The following is a 24,490-nucleotide window of genomic DNA, read 5'->3' on the forward strand; positions in this document are numbered from 1 at the left end:
TGCCTTCTATGGAAACGGAGCTGGAACAAAACAACGGAGCAAGCAGCTGCCACGACGATCAGGCCCGCAAGAGCCATCACTCCGACAAACTGAAATCCGATCTGATCAAACGGTTGAACCGGATCGAAGGCCAGGTGCGCGGCGTAAAGGGGCTTATCGAAAAAGATACCTATTGCGATGATGTGCTGCACCAAATCGCGGCGATTCAGTCGGCGTTGAACGGAGTAGGCAAGCTGCTGCTCGCAGGACACCTCAAAAGCTGTGTCGTCGAAAGAATTCAAGAAGGCGACATGGACGTTGTGGATGAGCTGCTCAAGACGATGAATACTTTAATGAAATAAAAAACATTTGCGCGAAGGAGCGATAACTATGTCTAACGTTACATTGAAAGTAGAAGGAATGTCCTGCAACCACTGCGTGAACTCGATAGAAAAAGCGATGAAAGAGATCGGCGCCGAAGGCAAAGTGAACCTTGCCAGCAAAGAAGTCGCCGTACAGTATGACGACAGCAAGCTGACGCTTGCGGCAATTAAGGAAGCGATCGAAGAACAAGGATACGACGTAGTTCAATGAGCAATAAAACCGGCGCGCTCTTTATTGCCGTAATACCGAACTAAGGAGCGTTCCCATAGTTGACAACGAGCCAGCCCGCACTAGTTTGTTTCAAGTAAAAAATATGAGGCAAGCTGTCTGTAAATTTACCGTCCCATTCATGTAAAACAAAACGCCGACTTCCATCTTTATCCACATAGCCATCGTTGTTTACCGTATATTGTACCGCTGTGCCGCCAAGTTTTTTCTGTATAGCTTGTTTCGGCGACCTGGAATATACGAAAAAATATAAAAGGATATACACGATAAGAAAAAGTATACCGGCAGCGAGAATGGTTTTATAAAGAACCTTAACCATGGTATTTAGCATGTTGACCTCCAAATCTTCGCACCGCGCGCAGCTTTCAGTGCGCAGTTCCCATTCTTCGCGCAATGCGCGGCGTTTCGCTGCGTGTCGGCGGTAATTAGCGCCAAGCGGTGCCGACGGCAGCGGGGGACGATAGCCGTTCTGCCGCGGTGCGCATTTGGCGGTCATCCGTGACTGGAACGCTCGCAGTTCCGCCGCTGCCGAGTCCCTAATCGAAAAAAGCACGAATCGCCAGAGGGCTTGTCCTCATGCGGTGCGTGCTTTTGTGTTTGTTGTAATGAACCGATCCGCCGCATTTAACGGGTAACATGGAGAAAGCCTGCAAAAGTGCATCTTTTTGCCCACTGGCAAGCTTGAAACGAAAAATTCCTGCAAAAATGCAGGTTTTTCGGCTCGCGCACGGCCTTAGATCCATTTTCACCGGGAATTCCTGCACAATTGCAGGCTTTTCCCCAAAATGGGTCACTTTCACCGAAAAAGCCTGCACTTTTGCAGGCTTTTCGGGTTTCTCGGCCCTGGAGGCTACTAAGCTCTGTAGGGTTTCCCGGCCCCTGGAGGTTGCTAAGTTCTGTACGGGTTTCTCGGCCCCTGGAGGTTGCTAAGTTCTGTACGGGTTTCTCGGCCCCTGGAGGTTGCTAAGTTCTGTACGGGTTTCTCGGCCCCTGGAGGTTGCTAAGCTCTGTACGGGTTTCCCGGTCCCCGCAGGTTGCTAGCTCTGTGCAGGTTTCCTTGCCCCAGCAGGATGCTAGCTCTGCGCGGGTTTCCCGGTCCCCCGCGTGCCCCTTAGCCCTAGCGGGCTTCCCGCATCCGGGCTCGCCACCCGCCCGTGCTGCGCCAGCCGCGGCGTCCGCCTATTGAATGCTTCCGGAAACAGAGCCCCCGGATGCGAGTTCCGACGTGCAATATTTGCAGCGCGACGCTTGGGCCGGAATGTCGGACAAGCAGTGCGGGCACTGTTTGGTAGCCGGCGCTTTTTCCTTCGGTTCTTCTTTTTTGCGGAATTTGCTCAGCTGCTTCACGACCATGAAAATGACAAAAGCGACAATCAGAAAATCAAGAAAAGTAGAAATAAATTGCCCGTAGTTAAAGGTAGGCGCGCTTTTTGCCGCGGCGTCCGCCAGCGTAGCGTAATGTTTGCCGTCGAGAGGGATGAACAAATCGTTGAACTTCACCTTGCCCAGCAGCAGTCCGATCGGCGGCATGATCAAGTCGTTCACGATTGAAGTGATAACTTTGCCGAAAGCGCCCCCGATAATGACCCCGACCGCCAAATCGACCATATTACCTTTAAAAGCAAAATCTTTAAATTCCTTTAGCATCATAAACCTCCGTATCACTGGTGTTGAATGCATTGTAGCACAAACTTGGACGGCCTTCAAAGCACAATTGCGGCGGGTATTTTCATTTACCGGCCATATCTGTCTATAATGAATGTAATACTACACTCAGGGGTCCGGCGGGCGAAACTGCTGACTCCCAGCTTGAATGGAACAGGAGAGAGGCCTTATGTCTGCTCGCCGCTTGCGATGGAAGGAGACGCTGCTGCTGTCGAATTTGTCGATGGAGAAGAAGCTGATTGTCGTCTTCGTATTCCTCATTATTTTGCCGATTACACTGACGGGGTATATTTCCTATCAGAACTATTCCACGTCGATCAAAAAAAATACGAGCCTCTACGCGTCGCAATTAACGGACAATATTACGAAGCGGCTGGACGATTATATCGGGGATATGGAGCAAATCTCGCAAATTCCGCTCTATTTGACCTCCTTCCAGCAGCTGCTGGAGGACAAGACGGAAACGCTGACCCAGAAGCAGGTCGAGATGGAAAATTACATCCGCATTATGAACAACATCAAGCGCGGCACGAATTCCATATACATTTTCGATAACGATAATAACAAATACTACAACATTATGACCGGCGGCGTCAGGACGGACCTGGACGAACGATCCGGCGAGTGGCGGCGGCTGGCCCAGAGCGCCGGGGGTAAATCCGTGTTTTTGAGCACGCAGCAGTTGGCGAACTGGCAGACCGGCAAATTTGCTTTCACGGTGCTCCGGGAAATCCGCGATTTTTATACCCAGGAATCGATCGGAACGATCGCCGTCGACGCCAGCATCAGCGTCATTCAAAATGTCGTCAGCGATTTGGAAAACGCCGCGCACGGCAAGGTGCTTATTATCGATGCGGACAACAGCGTCATTTACGATACCGAGCAAAAGCGGATTACGGAAAAAATCAAAGACGATCCGGTCGTGAATCTGGCTGTCGGCACATCGGGCGATTTTATAAAAGAAATTGATGGCATTAAATATTTATGCATTTATTCGCAATCGCTGAAAACCGGCTGGAAAACGATCATCCGCATCCCGCTTGCCGAAATTACGAAAGATGCCGTGTATACGCAAAACATAACGCTGCTGGTCACCTGCATCATTATGGCGTTCGCTCTGTTTATTTCGATTTTGATCTCTTATGCGCTTACAAAGCCGATGAAACGGTTAATGCGGTTAATGAAAAAAGCCGAGAACGGCGATCTGGACGTCAGCTTCCAGGTGCAGAGCAGGGACGAGGCGGGGCGGCTCGGGCTGCATTTTAACAGCATGCTTGCGCGGATCAAAGAGCTCATCGGACAAGTGTACGTGATCGAGGGCCGCAAAAAGGAAGCGGAACTGGCGGCGCTGCAAAACCAGATCAATCCGCATTTTTTGTACAATACGCTTGAGACGATCCGGATGACGGCGGAAATCAATGACGATGAGGAAGCCGCTGAAATGATCGCCGCGCTGGGCAAGCTGTTCCGGTACAGCATCAACCCGATGAAAGGAACGGTCGCGCTGCACCAGGAGTTCGAGCACCTGCAAACCTATATTCAAATGATCAATTACAGGTACCGCGACAAGTTCCGTCTCGCTTTGGACGATTTCCAGGCGATTCGGTATTATCCCGTCATTCCGCTGCTTTTTCAGCCGATTGTGGAGAACGCCATTGTCCACGGGCAGACCGAGGATGACGAGCCGATCGACATTCATGTTTCTTATGAAATCGCGGGCCACCTGCTGACCTTGCGAATTGAGGATAACGGCAGCGGCATCGAGGCCGACAAGCTGCGGCGTCTGAACGAGAAGCTGAAGCAAGGCTTCTTGCATGAAGCTGCGCCCCAGTCTCCGCTACCGCTACTGACTCCGTCTCCACTACCGCCACCGTCTCCGTCTCCGTCCCCGTCTCCGGCCAGAGGGATCGGCCTGTTGAACGTGGACGAGCGGATCAAGCTGCATTACGGCGCCTCGTACGGCCTGGAACTGTTCAGTCGGCCGGGAGAGGGGACGACCGTCGTTATTTCGCTGCCCTATAACATACAGATCTGAAGGGAGGGACCGGCATGAAAATCATGATCGTGGATGACGAGGAAAAAATCAGGCTCGGCTTGTCCAAGCTGATCGAAAAAGCGTCGCCTCATTACGAAATTGCCGGCTTGTACACCGGCGCTTCGGATTGCCTGGCCGCCCTGGAAACCAATAAGCCGGATGTAGTTATCACCGACATCAAAATGCCGGGCATGACGGGGCTGGAGCTCGCCAAATTGATCAAGCAAAGGGACCAGGACATCAAATGCGTCATTTTGAGCGGGTTCGGCGAATTTGAGTATGCCCGTTCGGCCATCTCGTCCGGGGTGTCCGCTTATTTGCTGAAGCCCGTAGACAAGCAGGAGCTGTACGAGCTGCTGGCGGGGCTGCACCAAAGCATTCAGGCGAAACCGGCCATGCTTTCCGGCAAAGACGATACGCTTTTGCGGCAGGCGCTGCTCGGAACGGGAGACAAGCAGGCGGCTGCGCTCACGCTCAAGGACTCGTATCCGGAGCTTGTTCATATGCCGGCATTTGCCGTTGCCGCGGTTGTGACAGATTCCGCCCCGCCGAAAACGGCTTTTCGCAGCGGCTTTCAGCCGGAGCTCGCCGCCAAATATGAAATCGTGACGATGGATGACCGCACCACGGCTTTGATCGCCGCATTCGAGGATGCGGATCATGCAATTGAAGCATGGGAAGCCCAGCTCGGCAGCATATTAACGAAGGAGCGGGCTTTTTCCGCTTCGGTCGGCATCGGCAGGCTGTGCGCGCACTGGAGCGAATGGGCCGAAAGCTACCGGGAAGCGCTGGAAGCTACGGAGTACAATTTTTACGGTACAGGCCGGTCCACGGTCACCCGGGCGGAGCAGGTCGCGTTCGGCAATCTGCACAAGGTGGAGTCGTACCGGAAAAGAGTGCTGGAGAGTATGGAAATTTTCGATCTGCCCAGCGTCGAAATCCATTTGCGGGACATGCTGCGGGAAATTGCCAACATCAAAATTCGCATGCACCACTTGATCGAGCTTGTGGAGACGCTGTTTTATGCGCTGAACAAAGAAGCCGGCAAACGCCGGGAAACCGCGACTCAGCCGGAGCTTTCCATAGACTGGGGGATGGAGCTGAAAAAATGCTTTACCTACAACGAGGCAAAAGCGTTAATCGAGCTGCGGCTGCTGAGCGGGCTGAACTCGTTGATGAACGAAAGAAGCAGTCAGGGAAGCATGACCGTTTTTCAAATCAAAAAAATTATCGAGCAGGAGTACGCGGAGGCGCTGGATTTGAACAGTTTGGCGAAGCGGGTGTTTTTGACTCCGAGCTATTTGAGCAAATTGTTCAGCCAGGAGACGGGGACGACGATCATCGAGTACATCATTTCCGTGCGGATGAACAAAGCGAAAGAACTGCTGAAAGATCAGATTCATTTGAAAACGTACCAGATCGGCGAGCTCGTCGGCTACCGCGATCCGGCTTATTTCAACAAACAGTTCAAAAAAGTCGTCGGCCTGACGCCCAAAGAGTACCGGGATGTTGTTAGCTAATTGTTAGCATAAAATTTCTGAAATACGCAAAAATAATACAATAAAAACAAAAAAACTACATATCAATCTGCCCTGCTCAGAAATATAATTAACATGAAAGCGATAACAAATGAGAATTTCATTATTTCAAGGGGGTATTCAAATTGAAAAAGTGGCTCACAACCGGAATGGCGTTAGTATTGACCGTATCCGTGGCGGCGGCATGCGGCAAATCCCAGGGAGACGGCGCGGCTTCGACTTCTCCTGCGGCAACCGGCAATGCGGCGGCAACCGCAGCTCCTGGCGCAGGCGGCGCAACCGATAATATCAAAGGCAAAATTACAGTGGTCACCCACCGCACGGATTTGGTGGACACCAAGTTCAAAGAGTGGGAGGCGGCTTTTAAAAAGAAATATCCGAAAGTGGAAGCGGTTGAAGTCGAAGCGATCAAAGACTACGGCCCGACGATGAAAGTCAGATTGTCCACCGGCGAGCTTGGCGACGTGAACATGATTCCCGACGGCGTTCCCAACGGCAAACTGGGCGATTATTATGCGTCGCTCAACGACCTTGGCCTCAACGACAAAGTGTACTTCTCGGATATTAAAGCGTCGGGCGGCAATACGTACGGACTTCCGAGCGGCGTGAACACGAACGGTGTCGCTTACAACAAGCAGGCTTTCGCCAAAGCGGGCATCACCGACGTTCCGAAAACGCTGGACGAGTTGTACGCCGACGCCGAAAAGCTGAAAGCTGCGGGCATTACGCCGCTGGCGACGAACTTCAAAGACAAATGGCCTCTAAGCGAATGGGACGTCATCGCCTTTGAAATTTCCGGCGACCCTGAATTCCGCGGCTCCATGACCAAGACGGACGCTCCTTTCGGTCCGGGAACGCCGTATGAAAAATCGCTGACGATCCTGAAAACTTTCGTTGACAAAGGCTACACCGAAAAAGATTTGATGTCCACCGATTGGGAATCGTCCAAGAAGGACGTAGCCAGCGGCAAAACGGCGATGTATTTCCTTGGCAACTGGGTCGTGCCGCAAATTATCGAGAACGGCGCCAAATCCGAAGATATCGGCTTCTTCCCGCTGCCGTACGATAACAGCGGCAAATACAACGCTAACATGGGTCCCGACTACATGTATGGCGTAGCGAAAAACAGCAAAAACATCGAAACAGCCAAAGCTTTCGTCAAATTCATGGTGGAAGAATCCGATTACGCCGACTTTGCGGGCATGATCCCTCCCGACAAGTCGAAGCAGCCTAAACTGCCTCAATTGCAGCAATTTATGGCTCTGAAACCGAACTCCCTGCAAGGCAAGCCGGATCCTGACGCTTACGGCAACATCGCCAACAAAGCGCAAATCGACTTCATGGGCGGAGCTTACGTGCAAAAATTGATTCTGGGCAAAGACTTCAAAGCCGGTCTTGACGAGCTTAACAAAAAATGGGCCGACGCAAGAAAAGCGGTCGGACAATAATTCGGTTAGCTTCGGGTAAATAACAAAAATAGATTGTCATGCGCTCCATGATGATCTATTTTTGTTGCCGGTTTGGCTTTCTATCATTCGGGTAAAGAAGGGATTGCTATGATCAACCTCAGCTATAAAGCGCAGCGCCGGGTCATTTTGGTATCGTTTTTGACGATTCCGCTCATTTTGCTTGCTACATTTACGTTTTACCCTGCATTGAGATTAATTCAATTAAGCTTTACCGACTGGGACGGATTCAGCTTGAATTACAAGTGGGTCGGCTTTGCCAACTACAAGGAAATTTTTTCGAATAAGGAAATTTTCGGCGTTTTCAGCCACAACCTTTATTATTTTATCGGCGGCATTATTCAAAATATGATCGCCTTGTATTTTGCCATCGTCCTGAATACGAAGCTGAAGGGCCGCAATGTGTTCAGAGTGCTGCTCTTTCTGCCTTACATTTTGAACAGCGTGGCGACGGCCTACATGTTCCAGTTTATCTTCAATTCCGATCACGGCACGCTGAATACGCTGCTTGAATGGGTCGGTCTTGGCGCTTACAAGCAAAGCTGGCTCGGCAACATGTCGCTCGTCAACGTTTCGCTGGCCTCGATTTCATTGTGGAAATATATGGGTTTCAACATGGTCATTTACTTGGGCGTTTTGCAGTCGATTCCCGGGGACTTGTACGAGGCCGGCAAAATCGACGGGGCCAATTCGTTTCAAAGCCTGCTCTACATCACTCTGCCCAACATCCGCAAAATCATCGAGCTCAACATGCTGCTAACCGTATCGGGGGCGCTGGAAGTGTTCGATATTCCTTATGTCATCACCGGCGCGGCGGCAGGCAGCGATACATTCGTCACCAAAGTGAACGATGTTGCGTTCAAATTCAATAATTTCGGGCTCGGCTCGGCCATGGCGATCGTGCTGCTCATTATTGTTTTCGTCGTCATTACCGTTCAACGTAAATTCATTTTGCGCGGGGAGGAATAAACAATGAATCGGAAACCCTCTGCCGTTCTGCTGGACGCGTTGAAATATTTGACGCTTGTCATCGGGGTGCTCTGCGTGCTGGTTCCGCCCTATGTCATTGTCGTGAACGCTTTTAAAACCGGCAAAGAATATGCCGCAACAAGCCCGTTCAGCTTCCCGGAAAGCTTTTTCAACTTCGCCAATTTCATCAAAGTGATCGAGGTCGGCAAACTGGGCAGCGCCTTTATGAACACGGGAATTATTATCGTTTCGTCGCTTGCGATCAATATTATTTTGGGCACGATGGTCGCCTACGCCCTGGGCCGGTTTCAATTTAAAGGAAGAGGCTTGATTTTGGCCGCTTACCTGGTAGCTACGTTTATCCCGCTTATTACGACGCAAGTGGCTACTTTCAGCATCATTCAAGGTCTGGACCTGTTTAATACGAAAAGAGCGGCCATCCTGCTATACGCCAGCACCGACGCCGTGCAAATTTACTTGTACCTGCAATTCATCAGCAAAATCCCTTATTCGCTGGACGAAAGCGCGATGATGGAAGGGGCGTCGCTGTTCCGTATTTACCGTACGATCATTTTCCCGCTGCTGGGACCGGCTACGGCTACCGCGGTGATCCTCAAAACGATTCAAATTTACAACGACATGTATATTCCGTGGCTGTATATGCCTTCGCAAAAGCTGGGCGTCGTCTCGACATCGCTCATGCGCTTCGCGGGCCCGAACAGCGCCCACTGGGAGCTGATTTGCGCAGCGATTTTGATCATCATGATTCCGACTATCATCATTTATTTGATTTTGCAGCGGTTTATTTTCTCCGGCATCGTCAGCGGATCGGTGAAAGAATAAAGTTCATTTAAACAGATAAAAAATACGGATTGGGTGTGTGGGATTTGGACTACATCAAGGGAATGACATGGGGCTGGGTGGGGACACGCGGCACATGGGCAAACGAAACCGCTGACTTTTCGCTGGAACAGATGGCCAAGCTTGGCGTGAACTGGACGGCGATCGCACTTTCCGCCCTTCAGGATAATCCTCAGGCGACGAGCATTCATTATAAAAACGAGCCTACCGTGACCGATGAGGAAGTGGTATGGGCTATTGAAAAGGCGCATCGCTTAGGGCTGAAGGTATGCCTGAAGCCTGTCGTGAACTGCGCCAACGGCGTGTGGCGGGCGCACATCAACTTTTTCGACTACGACGTGCCCTGTGAGCCGAAGTGGAGCGACTGGTTTGTCAGCTACAACGAGTTTATTTTGCATTACGCGCGGATCGCGCAGGACACCGGCTGCGAAATGTTTTGCGTGGGCTGCGAGATGGTGCAGACGGACCGCAGGGCGGAGGAGTGGAGAGCGCTCATCGCCAAAGTAAGGGAAGTCTACAGCGGCATCATCACCTACAACTGCGACAAGTACCAGGAAGAACGCGTGACCTGGTGGGACGCCGTCGATGTCATTTCGTCCAGCGGGTACTACCCGATCGGCTCCTGGGACGAGCGCGTCGCCGCGCTGGAGGCTTTCGCCGCGAAGCACGACAAGCCGTTCTTCTTCATGGAAGCCGGCTGCCCCAGCCGCCAAGGTTCGGCCGACCTGCCGAACGACTGGGGCCTCGCCGGCCCCGTCAGCCTGCAAGAACAGGACGAGTACTACCGCGTCATGTTCGAGAAGATCGGCAGCAAGCCGTGGTTCCACGGCTTCATGCTGTGGGACTGGCCCGCCGCGCTGTACGGCGAGGGAGAAGCTGCAGGCAATGACGACTATTGCATGTACAAAAAGCCGGCGAGCGAGACCATCGAAGCTTTCTACCGCCGCCGGTAGGGCTTTCGGCACCGGTGTCGGGGTCGGCGCGGTGCCGAACCCGGCAATCTTACGACCCTTGGAATGACTGATTTAGCAGTATAAACAGAAGAATCCCCCACTCGCATATGCAGGTGGGGGAGGTTTTTAGACATCTTCTGTTTCGTCAAGTCCTATGTTGTCAGGGTCATCAGGATCATAATCAGGATCCTGTTCATCTGGCAAAGCTGTTTCTGAATTGAATGCTCCTTGATCCCGAACTGTACCATTATCATCTTCGTATGCCGTCCAATTGAATGTAACATTTGACGGATAATAATACGCTGCATTCGTATTGTCATTACTATAGCCATACGCAACGTTTGTTTCTAGATACATTTGATCAGTGTTTACATGGTTTAATGCCGTTTGAGCCTTTCCTTCCTCAGCCCCCATATCGTTGACATTGAATGAGTTCTCAAGTGGAGTTAAATTCCAACTCTTATCCCCAGGTCCTCCCAATCTTCCATTCCAAAGATGCCCTCGTACCTGATCCCCCATTTCAAATCTTTCGTTGAGTAGATCCCAACCAGCAGGATCGACGGATGGCGCATTCGAGCCAGGACCCAATGTATTTCCAGAAACGATTGCTTCAACATGAGATGACCGGCCATTGTTTTCAGTATGAGCAGAGTGGTGGACTTCGAGTTCACGTTGAATAATTGGGGAAGACGTCATAAGCATTTTACCTACAGCACGATTGCCATATTGCCGTTGAAGTTGAGCAACTGTGCCGAGGGTAGGCGTGGTGATTCTAGGCATAGATATAGATGTAACCCTGGAATCCTTTTGATTCCTCTGTCCGTGGGTAAACATTGTTTAAGCCCCCTCACTACCATGATTTTTCCCTAATCATACTATTTTTTAATTCCAAGAAATAGTATTTTACCATGTAAATATTAGAAAAAATTGGGTTAAAAATCTCAATCATACATTCAAAAATAAAAAATCCCTCGGGCCTCTTGTCGCTGGTGAGTGTTAATAAAATATATTTACAAGCGCTGCGTGGCACCATAGAGGATGAAAGTTGTCTTCCTTTTCACACCGCGCGCAGTGCGCGGTGTTGCGCTGCATGACGGCGGTCGGTCGATCACATTCCAAGGTGGAACTGGTGCACTTACTGGCAACGCATCCTGCAGAAAAACCTTCACTTACCAGGCTGCTCAGAAACACATACGCCAGAGCCGGCCGAACTAAACTGCCTGGTTGCGCGAAGAAAACCTGCAAAAGTACAGTTTTTGCTCGATGGATGCGCTGGCTACGGAAAAACTCCTGCAATTGTGCAGGCTTTTCGCCGCGAACACGGGCTCAGACTCATTTTCATTGAAAAATCCTGCACATTCGCAGGCTTTTCGTCAAAATGAACCATTTCCACAGAAAATTCCTGCACTTTCGCAGTTTTTTTGCGCACTAGCGACGAAACCGGCGGCGGGTGCGTTAGATCCAGTAGCCCACCAAAAGGGAACCAGCGCGGTCACGCCCCATAACACTCCCGGCGCGTGTAACCCACCGACGGCCTGCCCGCCTTGGCTGCTTCGTCCAAGCCCCACCTGCCTCCCTGGCAAAAAATGACGGAGTGCCAAGATTTTCTCGGCACTCCGCTTCCTCAGCCCCTCACTCCTGAAATCTCTCGATGATTTCAAAACACGCCCGGCTGTTATGGTAAGGACATTTCCAGGCGTTCACCTTCTGCTGGCCGGCATAGGGGACGCCGTCCCTGGACAGCTTGCCGTGCCACTCCCCGTTGGCGCGGTCGATGACATGGGCTTCGATGAAGTCCCATGTTTTTGCGGCTGCCGCCAAGTACTTCTCGTCGCCGGACGCGCCGAAGGCGTTCGCGAAGCCGACGACGGCTTCCGCTTGCGGCCACCAGTCTTTGTCCGCATCGATGATGCGGCCCTCGCCGTCCGCCTCGTTCCATACGGCGCCGTCCGTATCGCGGCCGCGGCTGTACACGGCCTCCGCCATCTCCAGAGCGACCTCCCTGACGGTCGCGATAAGCTTGTCATCTCCGGTGGCATGGGCGGCTTCATCCAGCAGCCAGCTGCCCTCGATGTCGTGGCCATAGGAGATTTCGCCGCAGGCGGCGTTCCATTTTTCATCAAAAAAGAGGGAAAATGCCCCCTTGGAACGGTCGACGATCCGTTCGACGGTCACTTCGATCAGTTCCTTCAGCTTGCCGCGCAGATGGGGGAAATCCCACGCCCGCAGCAAGTTCGTATAAGCTTCCATGATATGCAGGTGGGAGTTCATCGATTTGTCGTCGCCGCTGGAGTAGATGTCGAGCTTCGCTTCGCCGCGTTGAAGCGACCAATTTTGCGAAAAAGCTTCAAAATAGCCCTTATTTGCGCTATCGTAGCAGTAGGCTTCCAATTCCGCATAAAGCTTTTGGGCACGCTCCAGAGCGTCCTTGGCGCCGGAGGCCAGGTAGAACTCCGATAACGCGTACAGCGTGAACGCTTGTCCGTAAATATGCTTGCGGGTCTCCAGCGGACGCCCTTTGTAATCGACGGTCCAATAATAGCCGCCATATGCCGCATCGTAGAAATAGGTTGTTATGTAATCGTAAGCGCGCTGTGCTAACTGCAAATAACGTTCGGTATGAAAAAGGCGGTATGCCTTGGAAAAAGTCCAAAGAATGCGGGTGTTGAGGACAAGCCCTTTTGCCGCCCGGTTCCGAACCGTCATGTCGTTGTCGATCTCGCCGAAAAAGCCGCCGTTTTCCGAATCTACGGTATTGTCGGCCCAAAAAGCCAGCAGGTTCTGCACCTCTTTCCGCATGCTGTCCGCTAGGTCGGATTTTGTCATGGTAGAAGTTGTCATCGATCGGTTCTCCAATCTTTTTGAAAATAAGTAGTCACAATTTATTGTGTTATGATAATATTATGCTAACAAATAAAAGGGAGTCAACTTGCAATAGTTGCAGACCGTGTAGAATGGGTGAACGAATTTGTCGGAAAAAATTACGATGCAAGATATAGCCGACCGGCTCGGCGTGTCCAAATATGTCGTTTCCAAAGCGCTTTCCGGAAAGTCCGGCGTCAGTGCGGCCACACGTCAGAGAGTGCTGGTCATGGCGGGGCAGCTCGGTTATTTGGCGCAGAAGAAGCCGGCCGCGCTTGAGGCGGATCAGGAGAGAAGAGGGGGATTCAAAGGGATCGAGGAAGGGCGGAGCACTGTGCTCGTGCTTATGCCCAATATTCGCCACCAGACGAGAGATTCGAACTATTGGGGCAAAATATTGGACGGCATTTCCAAGGAGCTGGAAAACCGCGGCGCGGACATGCTGACGCTGACGCTCAATTCGGCGGAAGGGCTTAACGGCAGCCTGCGCCCGCAAAGTCTGGCGGGGGTTATCGGCGTCGGTGAAATATCGCGCGCTTTGCTGCTTGAGGTGCACCGGCTCGGCTTGCCGCTCGTGCTGCTGGATCATGACGATCCTTTTATTTCCGCGGATCAGGTTTTTGCCAACAACCGCGAAAGCGCCTATCGCATCGTCCAGTATTTGCTCGGTCTCGATCACCGCAGCCTGCAGTTCGTCGGCAATACGACGTTTTCCAAAAGCTTCCGCGAACGCTGGCACGGTTTCCGGGAAGCGCTTGAGGAGGCCGGGGTTCCGTACCGGCCGGAGCCGTTCCAACAGCTGCTGCATCTCGAAGAACTGGAAAGCCAGCTGCAGGAGGAGCAGATCCGCGAAGCGCTTCGGCCGCACCTCGGACAAAGCACGCTGCCGTCCGCGTTGGTCTGCGCTAACGACCGGATCGCGTTCGCGGCGATCTCGGCGCTTCGCTCGCTCGGCGTATCCGTCCCGGAAGAGGTGTCCGTCACGGGATTCGACAACATCGATCCCGATTACCCGAACATGCCGGAGCTTACGACGGTGAATGTAACCAAGGAGACGCTCGGCAAACGCGGCGCGGACGTGCTGTTCTGGCGCAGCGCAAACCGGGAGCTGCCCGCCGAAACCATATTGATCCGCGGTGACGTCCTGATCCGCAAATCGGCGGTTTCCCCGCGCATCCACGATCTGCCTCACGAGAACCGAATTTCGGGCATATAACTTCACGAAAAAAACCTTTCCTGCACGGTGTACGAAGTACGACGGCTAGGAAAGGTTTTTTCTTCTATAGTCCGAGCAGAAATTGGATGATCTTGTCGGATACGCCGGGAAGCTGCTCGTGTCCGAAGTCCGGGAAAACGTTCACCGACTTGCCGGACCTGATTTTGTTATAAACGGCGAATTGCGTCGACGGAGGGCAGACCCGGTCCATTAAGCCTACGGTCAGCTGAACTTCGCCTTGAATGCGGTTCGCCAAATGCTGGATATCGATATAGCCCAGCTTGGTAAATATTTCGGCCTCCCGCTTATGCTCCGGATCGAAAGAGCGAAAGTATTTGGTGATCTCGTCGACCGCGAGATCCATTTCCCAGCATCTTTGGTAATCGCTGAGGAAAGGGTACACGGGCGCCAGCCGTTTGATGCCCGGCTCCAGAGCGGCGCAGGCCAGCGTCAGCGCCCCGCCTTGCGAGTAGCCGAACGCTCCGACGCGCTGCGGGTCGACCTCCGGGAAGGACATGGCGATTCCCGCTATTTGCGCGCAGTCGAGAAATACCTGGCGAAAGAACAGGTTGTCGGGATGATCCTCCAGGCCGCGAATGACGTGGCCGTAAAGGGTGTTTCCCCGCACGCTGCCGGAGTCTTCGGAACGGCCTCCTTGCCCTCTGACATCCATGGCGACGATCGAATAGCCAAGCGCTGCATACACGAGCTTATCGCTCCAATCTCCGGCATCCCCCCAGTATCCGTGGAACTGAAGAATGCAGGGATGGGGGCCCGCAGCTTGCTTGGGTCTTGCATATTTGGCATGAATGCGGGCTCCGCGCACACCCGTGAAATATAAATCGAAGCATTCGGCAAAAGGAACCTGAAATTCGCTTTTTACAAGCTCAACCTGGGGATCGACCGCTTTCATTTCCGCGATGGCCCTCTCCCAATAGGCGTCAAAATCGGCAGGGCGGGGATTCGTCCCCCGGTACGTCTTTAACTGCTCCAGGGGCATGTCAACCAAAGGCATGGGAAGATACCTTCTTTCTATAAAAGATGATCTGTCCTGATGCTAACATACCCGAAGTTTTGATGCAATAGTTGTGCTAATTTATCTTGATATCCATAACAAACTGCTAACTATTTGATTTCCGCTCGCCGAGATCGTCGATTACACTTCTTTCAGCACGGCAGCAAGGCTGTCGAGAAGAGCGGCATTGTCATCGGAAGTGCCGACGGAAATGCGGACATGCTCCGAAAATCCCCACGCGCCGCCGTAGCGGACGATGATGCCTCTCGCCATCAGCTTGTCGTAGATGGTTTTCGCTTCGGGGCCAAGCTGAACCCAGACGAAATTGCTCATGCTGCGGGTAAAATGTACGCCCAGCCGCTGCAAGCCGTCGTACAACTGCTCGCGGCCGCGCGCATTGGCTTCGCGCGTTGCTTCCAGATGGGCCTGATCCGCAACCGCCCCGATCGCACCCGCTTGAGCGAGCGCGTTCACATTGAACGGCTCCTTCACCTGCCGAATCGTGCGGATGATGGCGGGGGAGGCAATGCCGTATCCGACGCGAATGCCGGCAAGTCCGTATATTTTGGAAAAAGTCCGCAGGATCACGAGGGAGTATCCTTTGCTTACAAACTCCAGGCCGTCCGTATAATCGTCCGCATCGACAAAATCGCTGTAAGCCCCGTCAAACACGGTGAGTACGCGCTCAGGCAGGGCGTCCAGCAGACGCTTGAGATCTTTTTGAGCGATATATGTGCCTGTCGGATTGTTGGGCGAGCAGATGTAGACGATTTTCGTGCGCTCCGACACCGCGGCAAGGATATCGTCAACATCGTATTGATAGTTTTCACGCAAAGGCACGGAGACGACGCGGGTATTCATCAGATCGGCGCCGAATTCGTATTCGCTGAAAGTAGGGGAAGGGATGACGATCTCATCGTCGGGCTCCAGGAACGTTTCGGAAACCAAGGTAATGAGCTCGTCGCCGCCATTGGTCACAATGACCTGCTCGCTCGTTACATTCAGTTTGCCGGCGATCGCTTGGCGCAAATCCGCCGCATCCGCGTCCGGGTACCGGTGAATGTCGGCGAGGCACGCCTGGATCGCCTCCACGGCCTTGGGCGAAGGGCCCAGCGGATTTTCGTTGGATGCCAGCTTGATCACCTTTTCAATGCCCAATTCCCGCTGCACTTCCCAGATCGGCTTGCCGGGCGAATAAGGTTTCATGCGTTGCAAAGCTTTGCGAGGCTGTACTTGTTGAGAAAGGAAAGACTCGGACATGGGAACACTCCTTAGTAAAGAATACTTTAATACGACAATTTAATAATACATCAACGCGTTACCTAAGTAAAGTTAGGCGATGAACAAGCTGCGAATTCAATGGGAATGGTAGTATAATTTGATTGGATAGACATGGAAGGGCAGGGATGTCATGGTGTTGAGCAAAATAAGGCTGGGTATACGTTTGAAAATACTTCTCGGATACATATTTATCATCGCCAGCATATCCGTTTCGTTTGTCTTGGTGAACAATCAGGTCCTGTCGATGCAGTCTGACAGAAATTTTGTCATCGATCACGATCTTGCCATCCATGACGAAACGAACCGGATCGAGAAATTCGTCATGGATATGGAGGCCGGCCAGCAGGGGTATTTGCTTACCGGCGACGCGGACTATTTAAACTTCTACAGCGAAGGCGCGCGCGGATGGCGGGAATCTTACGCCAAGCTTGCCAAGCTTGTGTCCGACAATCCGAACCAGCTTCAGCACCTGTCATCCATTCGGATATTGATCGAGCACTGGATTCGCGAATCGGCGGAACCGCTGATCGCTCTCAAAAAAGCGGATAAAAACGAGGAAGTGCTTAATTTCTATAAACAGGACTCAGGCAAAAAAAATACGCAGCAAATTCGCGACCAGTTGGAAGATTTTCGCAACAAGGAGAAAGAAACGACCAAAGATCGGGCTAACCGTTTGGATACGAGAAACCAGATTTTAACGTTCTGGATATTCGCGATCATTGCAGCCATGGTGCTGATTTCCATCACGATCGTTTTGCTGATCTCACATTCGATTGTCGGGACCATCAGGCAGGTGGCTCGAACGATCGCCAAAATCGCCCGGTCCAAAGGGGATTTTTCCCAAAGAATACAAGTGGGCACCAATGATGAAGTCAGGGATTTGGCCGAGGCGACGAATCTTCTCTTGGACAATCAGGAAGAGGGCCGCTGGCATCAAATCAGACTGACGGAAGTGATCAGCATGATGCAGGGCGTTTCCGATATGCGGACGATGGGGCAATTGTTCATCAATAAAACGGCCGGATTGTTGGATGCATCCTACGGTGTTTTCTACATTCGGTCCTTCAAGGGCAACAAAGCGCAGATGGTCAAATTGGCCTCTTTTGCGGCTGCGGCCGAGTCGGTCGGGGCGGAGGTCATTCAACTGGGAGAAGGGCTCGTCGGCCAAAGTGCGCTGGAAAACCGCTTTTTCCACCTGACGCAAGTTCCGGACGGCTACATATCCATTGCCTCGGGGCTCGGTTCGGGCAGGCCGCGGAGCATTTTAATCGCACCGGTGGAATACAACAATGAAGTCGTTGCCGTGATCGAACTGGCTTCTTTTCAGGCGTTTACAACGGAGCAATTGAGCCTGCTTGACGACATTTTGGAGGAATTCGGCACTACCGTACATAGCGTGGAAAGCCGGGCGGAGATCGAACGGCTGCTCAGAGAGTCGCAAGTATTGACCGAGGAGCTGCAAACACAGGCGGAAGAGCTGCAGACGCAGCAAGAAGAGCTGCGGATTACGAATGAACAGTTGGAAGAGCAGATCCGCTATGCGGACGAAAGAACGATGGAGCTGGAACAGATCAAGTCGGAGCTCGAGGAGTACGCCAAGCAGCTTCAGCAAAGCTCGCAGTACAAGTCGGAATTTTTGGCCAATATGTCGCATGAGCTTCGGACACCGCTGAACAGCATGCTTATTTTATCGCAAATGCTCGCCGATAACGGGCAAGGCCGGCTGACGCCGGAGGAGCAGGAATACGCCCGCGTCATTCATTCCTCCGGCCAGGATCTGCTCGTCTTGATCAACGACATTCTCGATTTGTCCAAGGTTGAGGCGGGCATGCTCGATATTCATGTCGACAGCGTTCTTCCGGCCGTGTTTGCGGACGTTATCCACACCCAATTTGCCGCGCTGGCCGAACGGAAAAATTTGGCGTTCATCCTGGAGCTGGACCCGGTCGTGCCGGGCGTCTTTTACACGGATGAACAGAGGCTTCAGCAAATTATCAAAAATTTGCTTTCCAACGCGATCAAATTCACGCATCAGGGCTCGATCCGCATGAATATCGGGTTATGCGAGCCTGAGCGGGCCGCATTGCTGCTGCCGGCATTCGAGGATACCGAGGTCGTCGCGATCTCGGTTGCCGATACGGGGATCGGCATACCGGAAGACAAGCGGAAGCTGATCTTCGAAGCGTTCCAGCAGGCCGACGGAACGACGAACCGCCAATACGGCGGCACCGGCCTCGGACTTTCCATTTGCCGTGAGCTGGTGCATCTGCTGGGCGGCTGCATTGCGCTCGAAAGCGTCGAAGGAAAGGGCAGCATATTCACCGTCTATATTCCTTCATTGAGATCGGAATTACGCGATTTCGCCGCAGTGCGCAGAGAAGTGGCGGCAACCGAACGAACCGTTGTCCAGCCCGTTCCGCATCCGGCCGTGGAGACCGTTATTCAGGCGGCGCCTGCGGTCTCGTCGGAGACGAGCTCTTTTCAAGGAAAAAGAGTGCTTGTCGTAGACGATGACGTGCGCAACGTTTTTGCGCTGACGAATGCGCTGGAGAACGAAGGGATGATCGTTACTGTCGCGCATGACGGACAAGAGTGTCTGGAGCTTCTGGAGCAGCATATCCCTATCGATCTCGTGCTGATGGACATTATGATGCCGGTTATGGATGGCTACGATGCGATGAGGGCCATCAGAAGGCATCCGAAATACGAGCAAACTCCGATTATTGCGCTGACCGCCAAGGCGATGAAGCAGGATCGGGACATTTGCCTGGAGGCGGGGGCGTCGGATTATATCAGCAAGCCGCTTCATTTAAACCAGTTGTTTTCCTTGATGCGGGTGTGGCTGACAAACTAGAACAGAACAGCAGGTGATAACTAGAGAGATGGATGACTTTTATTCGGATGAGTGGGATGTTTTTATGGAAGACGAGAGGGAAGCGATAGAAATCGATTTGCTGCTGGAAGGCATTCACCGGTTTTACGGGTACGATTTTCGAGGTTATGTGAGAAGCTCCATACGCCGCCGGATTCAGAACCGCATGCGCCTGGAAAAAATGCCGACCGTTACCGCGCTGTTGGAAAAAACGCTCCATGACCGCCGAATGGGGGAACGCCTGATCAAAGATTTCTCCATCAATGTTACGGAGATGTTTCGCGATCCCGGCTTCTTTCGGGCTTTTCGCAGCAAAGTTGTACCTTATTTGAAAGAACTGCCGGGTATAAGAATATGGCATGCCGGCTGCTCGACAGGGGAAGAAGTGCTGTCCATGGCGATTCTTCTTGAAGAAGAGGGGCTGCTCGGCAGAGCGCGAATCTATGCGACGGATATGAACGGCATTGTCATTGACAAAGCCCGGTTAGGGGCGTATCCGCTATCGCGCATGCAGGCGTATACCAAAAATTATCTTCACGCAGGGGGCAACCGCGAGTTTTCCGCTTACTATTCGGCCGATCACGAATATGCTTATTTTGCGCCGGCGCTAATGCAGCAGGTTACTTTTTTTCAGCATAATCTTGTAACGGACTGCTCCTTCAACGAATTTCATGTGATCATCTGCCGCAATGTGCTCATTTATTTTGATATGGCCTTGCAAAACCGGACCTTGGAGTTGTTTTACGAGAGTTTGGGCACATCGGGCTTTTTGGGGCTGGGGAGCAAAGAATCGCTGCTGTATACCGGCAAGGCTCCGAACTACGAAATCATCGACTCTATGGAAAAAATATATCGAAAAATCAGATGAAAAAGCCCGCCTGGTCCGGCGGGCTCGATGTATTTACTTCTTCAAATCCAACCGGACGTCGCGTCCGTCGTCTTGGACGGTCAGTTCTTTGCCGGCCGATTTCAGGTTGTTTGCGTATTTCACCCAGGCGTCCAACATGATCGCTCCGTCTTTCCAGTCTTTGACTTCACCGAACACGGTAAAGCCGTCGCCGCTGCCGGTCGCCATAAAATCATTGGTCGTAACTTTGAATTTACGGCCCGTATTGAATTTGCCGTCTACATAGACAGGCGTTCCGTCTACGAGGGTAATATTCGAATATTTTTGCCCGTCTGGCTTGGTGTTATCCCATTCCACTTTGAGCCCGGAGAACTGAATGGCGGGAAGCTTGGAGTATTTGTCGGTCACTTCCAGCGCTTTTTTGATCTGTTCCGCCGTCATCGTGCCTGTAACGTTGTAATTGCCGAAGGGCAAAATCTCGAACATTTTGCCGTAAGTCAGATTGCCTTTGTCAACGTCGGCGCGAATGCCTCCAATATTAGTGAAGGCGATGTCGGATTGTTCGGATGCGCGCATCGCGTCCGTGATGCTGTTGCCGAGCTGGGTCGTGCCGTCGCGTTCCACACCGCCATTTGCGGCAAAGCGGAACGATTTGCGGGTAAGCGCGTCGGCGGCGACAACTTCAACTTCGCCCGATTTCGCGGAAATTTTACTTTGATATTCTTTGACCGTTTTTTGAATTTCGGCGTCTGCGGTCGTCAGGTTGGTGTAAGTTTCAAGCAGACCCGCACTGGAGGAAACGACTTTCTTCGTTTTTTTGTCGACGAACAGTTGGATGTGGCCGACCGCGTACAGCCAGCTTTGAGCCTCGACGACCGGAATTCCGTTGACAATTCCGGCTACGCGCATATGAGAGTGTCCTCCGACAATCGCATCCAGCGTACCGTTGCCGGTACCGTTCGCCAGATCGGCCATCTCGCTCATAATTTTGGCCGATTCTTTGTCCTGCTCTCCCGGAAGGTGAGACGTCACGAGAATGATGTCGCAGCCTTTTTGGCGAAGCTCGGCGGACAGCTGTTTAGCGAGCGGAACAGGGTCGGCAAAAGTCAGCCCCTGAATGTTCGTCGATTTGGTAGTCGATTTGGTTTGCGGCGTAGCGAATCCGATGATGCCGATTTTCAAGCCGTCTTTTTCGACGATGACGTAAGGCTGTGTCCAATCCACGCGCTTCCCGGTCGAATCTTCGATGATGTTGGCGCCGAGAATAGGGAATTTCGCTTTTTTGATATTGCCGATCAGGGTATCGCGGCCGAAGTCGAACTCATGATTTCCGATTGCCGCGGCATCGTATTCCACCTCAGCCATCGTGTCCATAACGGATTGCCCGTTCGTCGTGTTGGAAATCAGCGTTCCCTGCCATGCGTCCCCGCCGTCGACAACGACAGTTCCTTTCGAATTGACGGCCCGGAAATCGGAGACGATGCCGCCGAGCGTTTCGATGCCGCCTTGGCCTTGGTTGCGTTTTTTATCGAAGCCAACTTCGATTTTGCCGTGAATATCGTTCGTGGATAAAATATCGACCACTTGGAACAAGAGCGGTTTGAGCGCTTTAACCGCTTCGTCGCGCGTAATTTCCGCATCCGGGTTAAACTTGCCGTCCAGCGTAGGCGCAAAAATACCGCTCAAAACCGCATAGGCGACATATGGGCGGGATTGCTTGGCGATGGTGTCTTGATCCGCAAAATAGTTCAATACATTTTCATTGACTTGGGGAGTTTTGCCGCCGGTCAGCACTTTGACGACCAGCTCGGCCAATTCCTGACGGGTGACAGGCGCGTTCGGATGGAACGTTCCGTCGGCGAATCCACTGATCAGCTTGGCGGCGACGGCGTTGGCGACCGCTTGCTTTTGCCAGCCCGCAAGGTCCGAGAAGGATGCCGCTCCGGCGTCCGCTTTGCTCAATTTTGCCGCGCGGTCGATCATGGTCACTACTTCGGCTCTTGTCGCCGTGCGCGTGCCGCGGTAATCGGCGTCGCCGTAGCCTTCGATCGCACCCTGCTCGACAGCCAGCTGCATATCGCTTTTTAACTTGACGTCCTTGGATGCGTTTGTTTCTGCGGCGAATGCCAAACTTCCGGTAATCGAACTTGATAGAATTGCAGCTAATGTCAGAGCAGTTAAACGAGTCTTAAACGTACGTTTCATGAATATCCTCCTTATACTCTTGCAAAATGGGAAATCCACCCACTAGTATAAGGGAATTTGATAGAATAAGAGAAGTAAATTTTATTATAAGATTGCACAAAAAAAGCCGCTTATTAACCAAAGGTTAAGTGGCTCTTTTGTCCGTATGGATTTCGAAGTGATAAATCGTATTGCGCGTCAGCACCCGAAACTCAATCCCGTCCCAGTCAATCGCCTGCACGCGGGTCGTTTTGAACGGTATATATTTGTCGATTCCGGATAAAACCATCGGGGAGCCGATCTCGGTCGGCTTGATTTCCGTAAACGTCTGGCCTTGAATTTCGTCAAAATTGAACTTGTCGGAACGATGTTTGGGTGTGACGCCATCGACTTCATAAATTTGAAGCAGCTTTAACAACCTCATGCACCCTCGCCTCCTTGTTCTTTTCTCCAGTATACACCGTCTTGCCTCAAATGGCGAAATGTGCACTGCACGGCGTGCATTGGCGGCTATCCGGCATGTCTGGCGCTTTTTCTATAAAATGATTAAAATAGAGACAAAATTGCAAATGGAGGTTAGGACAATGGCTGTTTTGAAAATAGAACACGTTGGCGTCATGGTCGCAAATATGGAAAAATCGATCCGCTTCTATGAGGAAGTCGTAGGATTGAAGCTTAAGGACACTCTGCTGCATTCGAATGGCGTGGTCAAGCTTGCGTTCCTCGGTTTTGGGGCGCACAATGAATCGGAAGTCGAACTGGTCGAAGGCTACAATGCGGGACTGCCTCAAGAAGGCAAAGTTCACCACTTGGCCTTTTCGGTCGATGATGTTGAAGCTGAGTATGAAAGAATCAAAGGTCTTAATCTCGAGCAGGTGGATGCGGAAATCACCACTCTTCCCAACGGTTCCAGATACTTTTTCTTCAACGGGCTCGACGGGGAGCGCATTGAATTTTTCCAATCTACGAGATAACCGGTTTAAAAGTTGATAGATTTGGGCATTCTATTTACTAGAATCTTAGATTTCAGTAAAGAGGTGCCCTTTTTATATGAAAAAATTATGGTTGTTCTCTATGATATGGATCGCGATTACCAGTTTTATATTTGGATGGGTTCGCCATGTGAACGCACAAGGGGACAACGATGCGCAGCGGCTGCTGGAAGCAGTCAGCCCTTACATGGCCAGCGAAGGGCGAATGACCTTTAAGTATACGGGTTACTATGGAGATTGCACATTCGGCGGCGAGGAGCAGCAGCTGCAAGTGGGGAAAAAGCTGTCCCAAGCTTTTGATCTCCCGCAATCGGCCGCTCTCGGAGAATCCAACGGGCATCCGGTCTATTCTTCGAAAAGCGAGGTTGCGGAGGAAGCGCAATCCATCCTGACCGTCGCGGCACCGGCCAACCAGCCGGCTTGCTATGTCGTTCTTCGTCTTGAATCCGCCAAGCTCACGGACCCGGCAAGTCTTCTCGTTTGGCAGGAGCAAGCGTCGGGAAAGCTTAAAGAGCTGAATATCAAAGGCCAATGGAATGTAATGATTCAGGGCCATGTCGATCAGCAAATGATTCAAGGCGATCCGCAGCAGCTTGCCGCGCGGTTGGCGCGAACTTTTAAAGCGACAGAAGTAGAGCGATACGAAGACCCGAATACGCTAAGCGTGTCAATGGCGACCAATCAATTGCAAGCGTCTATTAAAAGCGGCAGCAAGACGATCAATCTGCAAGCCGCCCTTCATCAAGAATCGACAACGGGAAGCTGGAGGCTAACGGTCGGCACGCCGGTAATCACGATGGAATATTAAATAGCAGCGAATCCCGCCGTCGGATATGACGGCTTTTTTTCGTTTCAGAGGCGATTTCATATTTATAGTTGCGCGATCAAAATATCTGTGCTATATTGTAATTCCTGTCTGAAACGGACAAGCACGAATATGATCTGGACTTGTTGATTATCTTCATGGATGGATAAAAAAAATGCTTGCAAAAGAGATTTAGACATGGTATATTACATCTCGCTGCTTCGGTAACACGGCAGCGAACGAAAGAAATTGTTCTTTGAAAACTGAACAACGAGTGAAGAAGCAAGGTTGAGCAATCAACCAAAACAAGAGATTGCAAAATCTCGTCAGCTTTGAAA

22 protein-coding genes are annotated in these 24,490 nt (G+C 51.9%); 13 read left to right on the forward strand and 9 right to left on the reverse strand.

Annotated elements, in window-relative coordinates:
* Positions 1-8 precede the first annotated feature (8 nt).
* Both AC6RNO_RS33385 and AC6RNO_RS33390 read left to right on the forward strand, forming a co-directional pair.
* Positions 9-341, forward strand: coding sequence for a metal-sensitive transcriptional regulator (locus AC6RNO_RS33385; protein ID WP_474686541.1), 333 nt, complete (start codon positions 9-11; stop codon positions 339-341).
* A gap of 28 nt (positions 342-369) precedes the next feature.
* Positions 370-573, forward strand: a complete 204-nt coding sequence (locus tag AC6RNO_RS33390; RefSeq protein WP_474686543.1) for a copper ion binding protein — start codon at positions 370-372, stop codon at positions 571-573.
* 40 nt (positions 574-613) lie between these two features.
* Here the strand turns inward: AC6RNO_RS33390 and AC6RNO_RS33395 are convergent, their stop codons facing one another.
* From AC6RNO_RS33395 to mscL, 3 genes are all read right to left on the reverse strand, one after another.
* Positions 614-1,087, reverse strand: a complete 474-nt coding sequence (locus AC6RNO_RS33395; RefSeq protein WP_497108073.1) for a YjcN family protein — start codon at positions 1,085-1,087, stop codon at positions 614-616.
* Positions 1,088-1,127: 40 nt separating this feature from the next.
* A complete protein-coding gene (locus tag AC6RNO_RS33400) occupies positions 1,128-1,391 on the reverse strand; it encodes a hypothetical protein (RefSeq protein WP_474686547.1) in 264 nt (87 codons plus the stop codon).
* A 379-nt stretch (positions 1,392-1,770) separates the two neighbouring features.
* Positions 1,771-2,238, reverse strand: a complete 468-nt coding sequence (gene mscL / locus AC6RNO_RS33405; protein ID WP_474686579.1) for a large conductance mechanosensitive channel protein MscL — start codon at positions 2,236-2,238, stop codon at positions 1,771-1,773.
* Between the two features lie 187 nt (positions 2,239-2,425).
* Here mscL and AC6RNO_RS33410 point away from each other — a divergent pair, with 187 nt between their 5' ends.
* The 6 genes from AC6RNO_RS33410 to AC6RNO_RS33435 all read left to right on the forward strand — a co-directional run bounded on the left by AC6RNO_RS33410 (position 2,426) and on the right by AC6RNO_RS33435 (position 10,078).
* Positions 2,426-4,291, forward strand: coding sequence for a histidine kinase (locus AC6RNO_RS33410; protein WP_497108074.1), 1,866 nt, complete (start codon positions 2,426-2,428; stop codon positions 4,289-4,291).
* Positions 4,292-4,305: 14 nt separating this feature from the next.
* On the forward strand, positions 4,306-5,811 hold the full coding sequence (locus AC6RNO_RS33415) for a response regulator (protein WP_497108075.1): 1,506 nt from the start codon (positions 4,306-4,308) through the stop codon (positions 5,809-5,811).
* A 143-nt stretch (positions 5,812-5,954) separates the two neighbouring features.
* The gene (locus tag AC6RNO_RS33420; protein ID WP_474686553.1) at positions 5,955-7,277 is read left to right on the forward strand and encodes an ABC transporter substrate-binding protein; all 1,323 of its coding nucleotides are present in this window, start codon (positions 5,955-5,957) and stop codon (positions 7,275-7,277) included.
* Between the two features lie 108 nt (positions 7,278-7,385).
* Positions 7,386-8,264 carry a carbohydrate ABC transporter permease gene (locus AC6RNO_RS33425; protein WP_474686555.1) on the forward strand — a complete coding sequence of 293 codons (879 nt, stop codon included), beginning with the start codon at positions 7,386-7,388 and terminating at the stop codon, positions 8,262-8,264.
* Positions 8,265-8,267: 3 nt separating this feature from the next.
* A complete protein-coding gene (locus AC6RNO_RS33430) occupies positions 8,268-9,107 on the forward strand; it encodes a carbohydrate ABC transporter permease (RefSeq protein ID WP_488436935.1) in 840 nt (279 codons plus the stop codon).
* A gap of 62 nt (positions 9,108-9,169) precedes the next feature.
* Positions 9,170-10,078, forward strand: coding sequence for a glycoside hydrolase family 113 (locus AC6RNO_RS33435; protein WP_497108086.1), 909 nt, complete (start codon positions 9,170-9,172; stop codon positions 10,076-10,078).
* 126 nt (positions 10,079-10,204) lie between these two features.
* On the opposite strand, the gene AC6RNO_RS33440 is transcribed toward AC6RNO_RS33435, so the two are convergent.
* Together AC6RNO_RS33440 and AC6RNO_RS33445 are read right to left on the reverse strand one after the other, a co-directional pair.
* Entirely contained in the window at positions 10,205-10,912 is a 708-nt protein-coding gene (locus tag AC6RNO_RS33440; RefSeq protein ID WP_497108076.1) for a DNA/RNA non-specific endonuclease, read from the reverse strand.
* Positions 10,913-11,710: 798 nt separating this feature from the next.
* A complete protein-coding gene (locus AC6RNO_RS33445) occupies positions 11,711-12,919 on the reverse strand; it encodes an AGE family epimerase/isomerase (protein WP_497108077.1) in 1,209 nt (402 codons plus the stop codon).
* A gap of 127 nt (positions 12,920-13,046) precedes the next feature.
* Between AC6RNO_RS33445 and AC6RNO_RS33450 the strand changes: the two genes are divergently transcribed.
* On the forward strand, positions 13,047-14,156 hold the full coding sequence (locus AC6RNO_RS33450) for a LacI family DNA-binding transcriptional regulator (protein ID WP_474686563.1): 1,110 nt from the start codon (positions 13,047-13,049) through the stop codon (positions 14,154-14,156).
* Positions 14,157-14,220: 64 nt separating this feature from the next.
* Here AC6RNO_RS33450 and AC6RNO_RS33455 read toward each other — a convergent pair whose 3' ends face one another.
* Positions 14,221-15,171, reverse strand: a complete 951-nt coding sequence (locus AC6RNO_RS33455; RefSeq protein ID WP_497108078.1) for an alpha/beta fold hydrolase — start codon at positions 15,169-15,171, stop codon at positions 14,221-14,223.
* Positions 15,172-15,312: 141 nt separating this feature from the next.
* Positions 15,313-16,431, reverse strand: coding sequence for a histidinol-phosphate transaminase (gene hisC / locus AC6RNO_RS33460; RefSeq protein ID WP_474686567.1), 1,119 nt, complete (start codon positions 16,429-16,431; stop codon positions 15,313-15,315).
* A 151-nt stretch (positions 16,432-16,582) separates the two neighbouring features.
* On the opposite strand from hisC, the gene AC6RNO_RS33465 reads away from it, so the two are divergent.
* Together AC6RNO_RS33465 and AC6RNO_RS33470 are read left to right on the forward strand one after the other, a co-directional pair.
* On the forward strand, positions 16,583-19,306 hold the full coding sequence (locus AC6RNO_RS33465) for a CHASE3 domain-containing protein (RefSeq protein ID WP_497108079.1): 2,724 nt from the start codon (positions 16,583-16,585) through the stop codon (positions 19,304-19,306).
* Positions 19,307-19,334: 28 nt separating this feature from the next.
* Complete coding sequence (locus AC6RNO_RS33470; RefSeq protein WP_497108080.1) at positions 19,335-20,192, forward strand: CheR family methyltransferase; 858 nt, start codon at positions 19,335-19,337, stop codon at positions 20,190-20,192.
* A 33-nt stretch (positions 20,193-20,225) separates the two neighbouring features.
* On the opposite strand, the gene AC6RNO_RS33475 is transcribed toward AC6RNO_RS33470, so the two are convergent.
* Both AC6RNO_RS33475 and AC6RNO_RS33480 read right to left on the reverse strand, forming a co-directional pair.
* A complete protein-coding gene (locus AC6RNO_RS33475; protein ID WP_497108081.1) occupies positions 20,226-22,376 on the reverse strand; it encodes a 5'-nucleotidase C-terminal domain-containing protein in 2,151 nt (716 codons plus the stop codon).
* A 124-nt stretch (positions 22,377-22,500) separates the two neighbouring features.
* Positions 22,501-22,779 carry a hypothetical protein gene (locus tag AC6RNO_RS33480; RefSeq protein WP_488436927.1) on the reverse strand — a complete coding sequence of 93 codons (279 nt, stop codon included), beginning with the start codon at positions 22,777-22,779 and terminating at the stop codon, positions 22,501-22,503.
* A 160-nt stretch (positions 22,780-22,939) separates the two neighbouring features.
* Here AC6RNO_RS33480 and AC6RNO_RS33485 point away from each other — a divergent pair, with 160 nt between their 5' ends.
* Both AC6RNO_RS33485 and AC6RNO_RS33490 read left to right on the forward strand, forming a co-directional pair.
* On the forward strand, positions 22,940-23,329 hold the full coding sequence (locus AC6RNO_RS33485; protein ID WP_474686573.1) for a VOC family protein: 390 nt from the start codon (positions 22,940-22,942) through the stop codon (positions 23,327-23,329).
* Positions 23,330-23,405: 76 nt separating this feature from the next.
* Entirely contained in the window at positions 23,406-24,155 is a 750-nt protein-coding gene (locus tag AC6RNO_RS33490) for a YwmB family TATA-box binding protein (protein WP_497108082.1), read from the forward strand.
* Positions 24,156-24,490 lie beyond the last annotated feature (335 nt).

Source organism: Paenibacillus sp. sgz302190, from assembly GCF_059820445.1.

What these genes read in the sequence shown, in the direction of transcription:
- AC6RNO_RS33385 (WP_474686541.1), top strand. Translation starts at nt 9, where the DNA reads ATGGAAACGGAGCTGGAACAAAACAACGGAGCAAGCAGCTGCCACGAC.
- AC6RNO_RS33390 (WP_474686543.1), top strand. Translation starts at nt 370, where the DNA reads ATGTCTAACGTTACATTGAAAGTAGAAGGAATGTCCTGCAACCACTGC.
- AC6RNO_RS33395 (WP_497108073.1), bottom strand. Translation starts at nt 1,087, where the DNA reads ATGACCGCCAAATGCGCACCGCGGCAGAACGGCTATCGTCCCCCGCTG.
- mscL (WP_474686579.1), bottom strand. Translation starts at nt 2,238, where the DNA reads ATGCTAAAGGAATTTAAAGATTTTGCTTTTAAAGGTAATATGGTCGAT.
- AC6RNO_RS33410 (WP_497108074.1), top strand. Translation starts at nt 2,426, where the DNA reads ATGTCTGCTCGCCGCTTGCGATGGAAGGAGACGCTGCTGCTGTCGAAT.
- AC6RNO_RS33415 (WP_497108075.1), top strand. Translation starts at nt 4,306, where the DNA reads ATGAAAATCATGATCGTGGATGACGAGGAAAAAATCAGGCTCGGCTTG.
- AC6RNO_RS33425 (WP_474686555.1), top strand. Translation starts at nt 7,386, where the DNA reads ATGATCAACCTCAGCTATAAAGCGCAGCGCCGGGTCATTTTGGTATCG.
- AC6RNO_RS33430 (WP_488436935.1), top strand. Translation starts at nt 8,268, where the DNA reads ATGAATCGGAAACCCTCTGCCGTTCTGCTGGACGCGTTGAAATATTTG.
- AC6RNO_RS33435 (WP_497108086.1), top strand. Translation starts at nt 9,170, where the DNA reads ATGACATGGGGCTGGGTGGGGACACGCGGCACATGGGCAAACGAAACC.
- AC6RNO_RS33440 (WP_497108076.1), bottom strand. Translation starts at nt 10,912, where the DNA reads ATGTTTACCCACGGACAGAGGAATCAAAAGGATTCCAGGGTTACATCT.
- AC6RNO_RS33445 (WP_497108077.1), bottom strand. Translation starts at nt 12,919, where the DNA reads ATGACAACTTCTACCATGACAAAATCCGACCTAGCGGACAGCATGCGG.
- AC6RNO_RS33455 (WP_497108078.1), bottom strand. Translation starts at nt 15,171, where the DNA reads ATGCCTTTGGTTGACATGCCCCTGGAGCAGTTAAAGACGTACCGGGGG.
- hisC (WP_474686567.1), bottom strand. Translation starts at nt 16,431, where the DNA reads ATGTCCGAGTCTTTCCTTTCTCAACAAGTACAGCCTCGCAAAGCTTTG.
- AC6RNO_RS33465 (WP_497108079.1), top strand. Translation starts at nt 16,583, where the DNA reads ATGGTGTTGAGCAAAATAAGGCTGGGTATACGTTTGAAAATACTTCTC.
- AC6RNO_RS33470 (WP_497108080.1), top strand. Translation starts at nt 19,335, where the DNA reads ATGGATGACTTTTATTCGGATGAGTGGGATGTTTTTATGGAAGACGAG.
- AC6RNO_RS33475 (WP_497108081.1), bottom strand. Translation starts at nt 22,376, where the DNA reads ATGAAACGTACGTTTAAGACTCGTTTAACTGCTCTGACATTAGCTGCA.
- AC6RNO_RS33480 (WP_488436927.1), bottom strand. Translation starts at nt 22,779, where the DNA reads ATGAGGTTGTTAAAGCTGCTTCAAATTTATGAAGTCGATGGCGTCACA.
- AC6RNO_RS33485 (WP_474686573.1), top strand. Translation starts at nt 22,940, where the DNA reads ATGGCTGTTTTGAAAATAGAACACGTTGGCGTCATGGTCGCAAATATG.
- AC6RNO_RS33490 (WP_497108082.1), top strand. Translation starts at nt 23,406, where the DNA reads ATGAAAAAATTATGGTTGTTCTCTATGATATGGATCGCGATTACCAGT.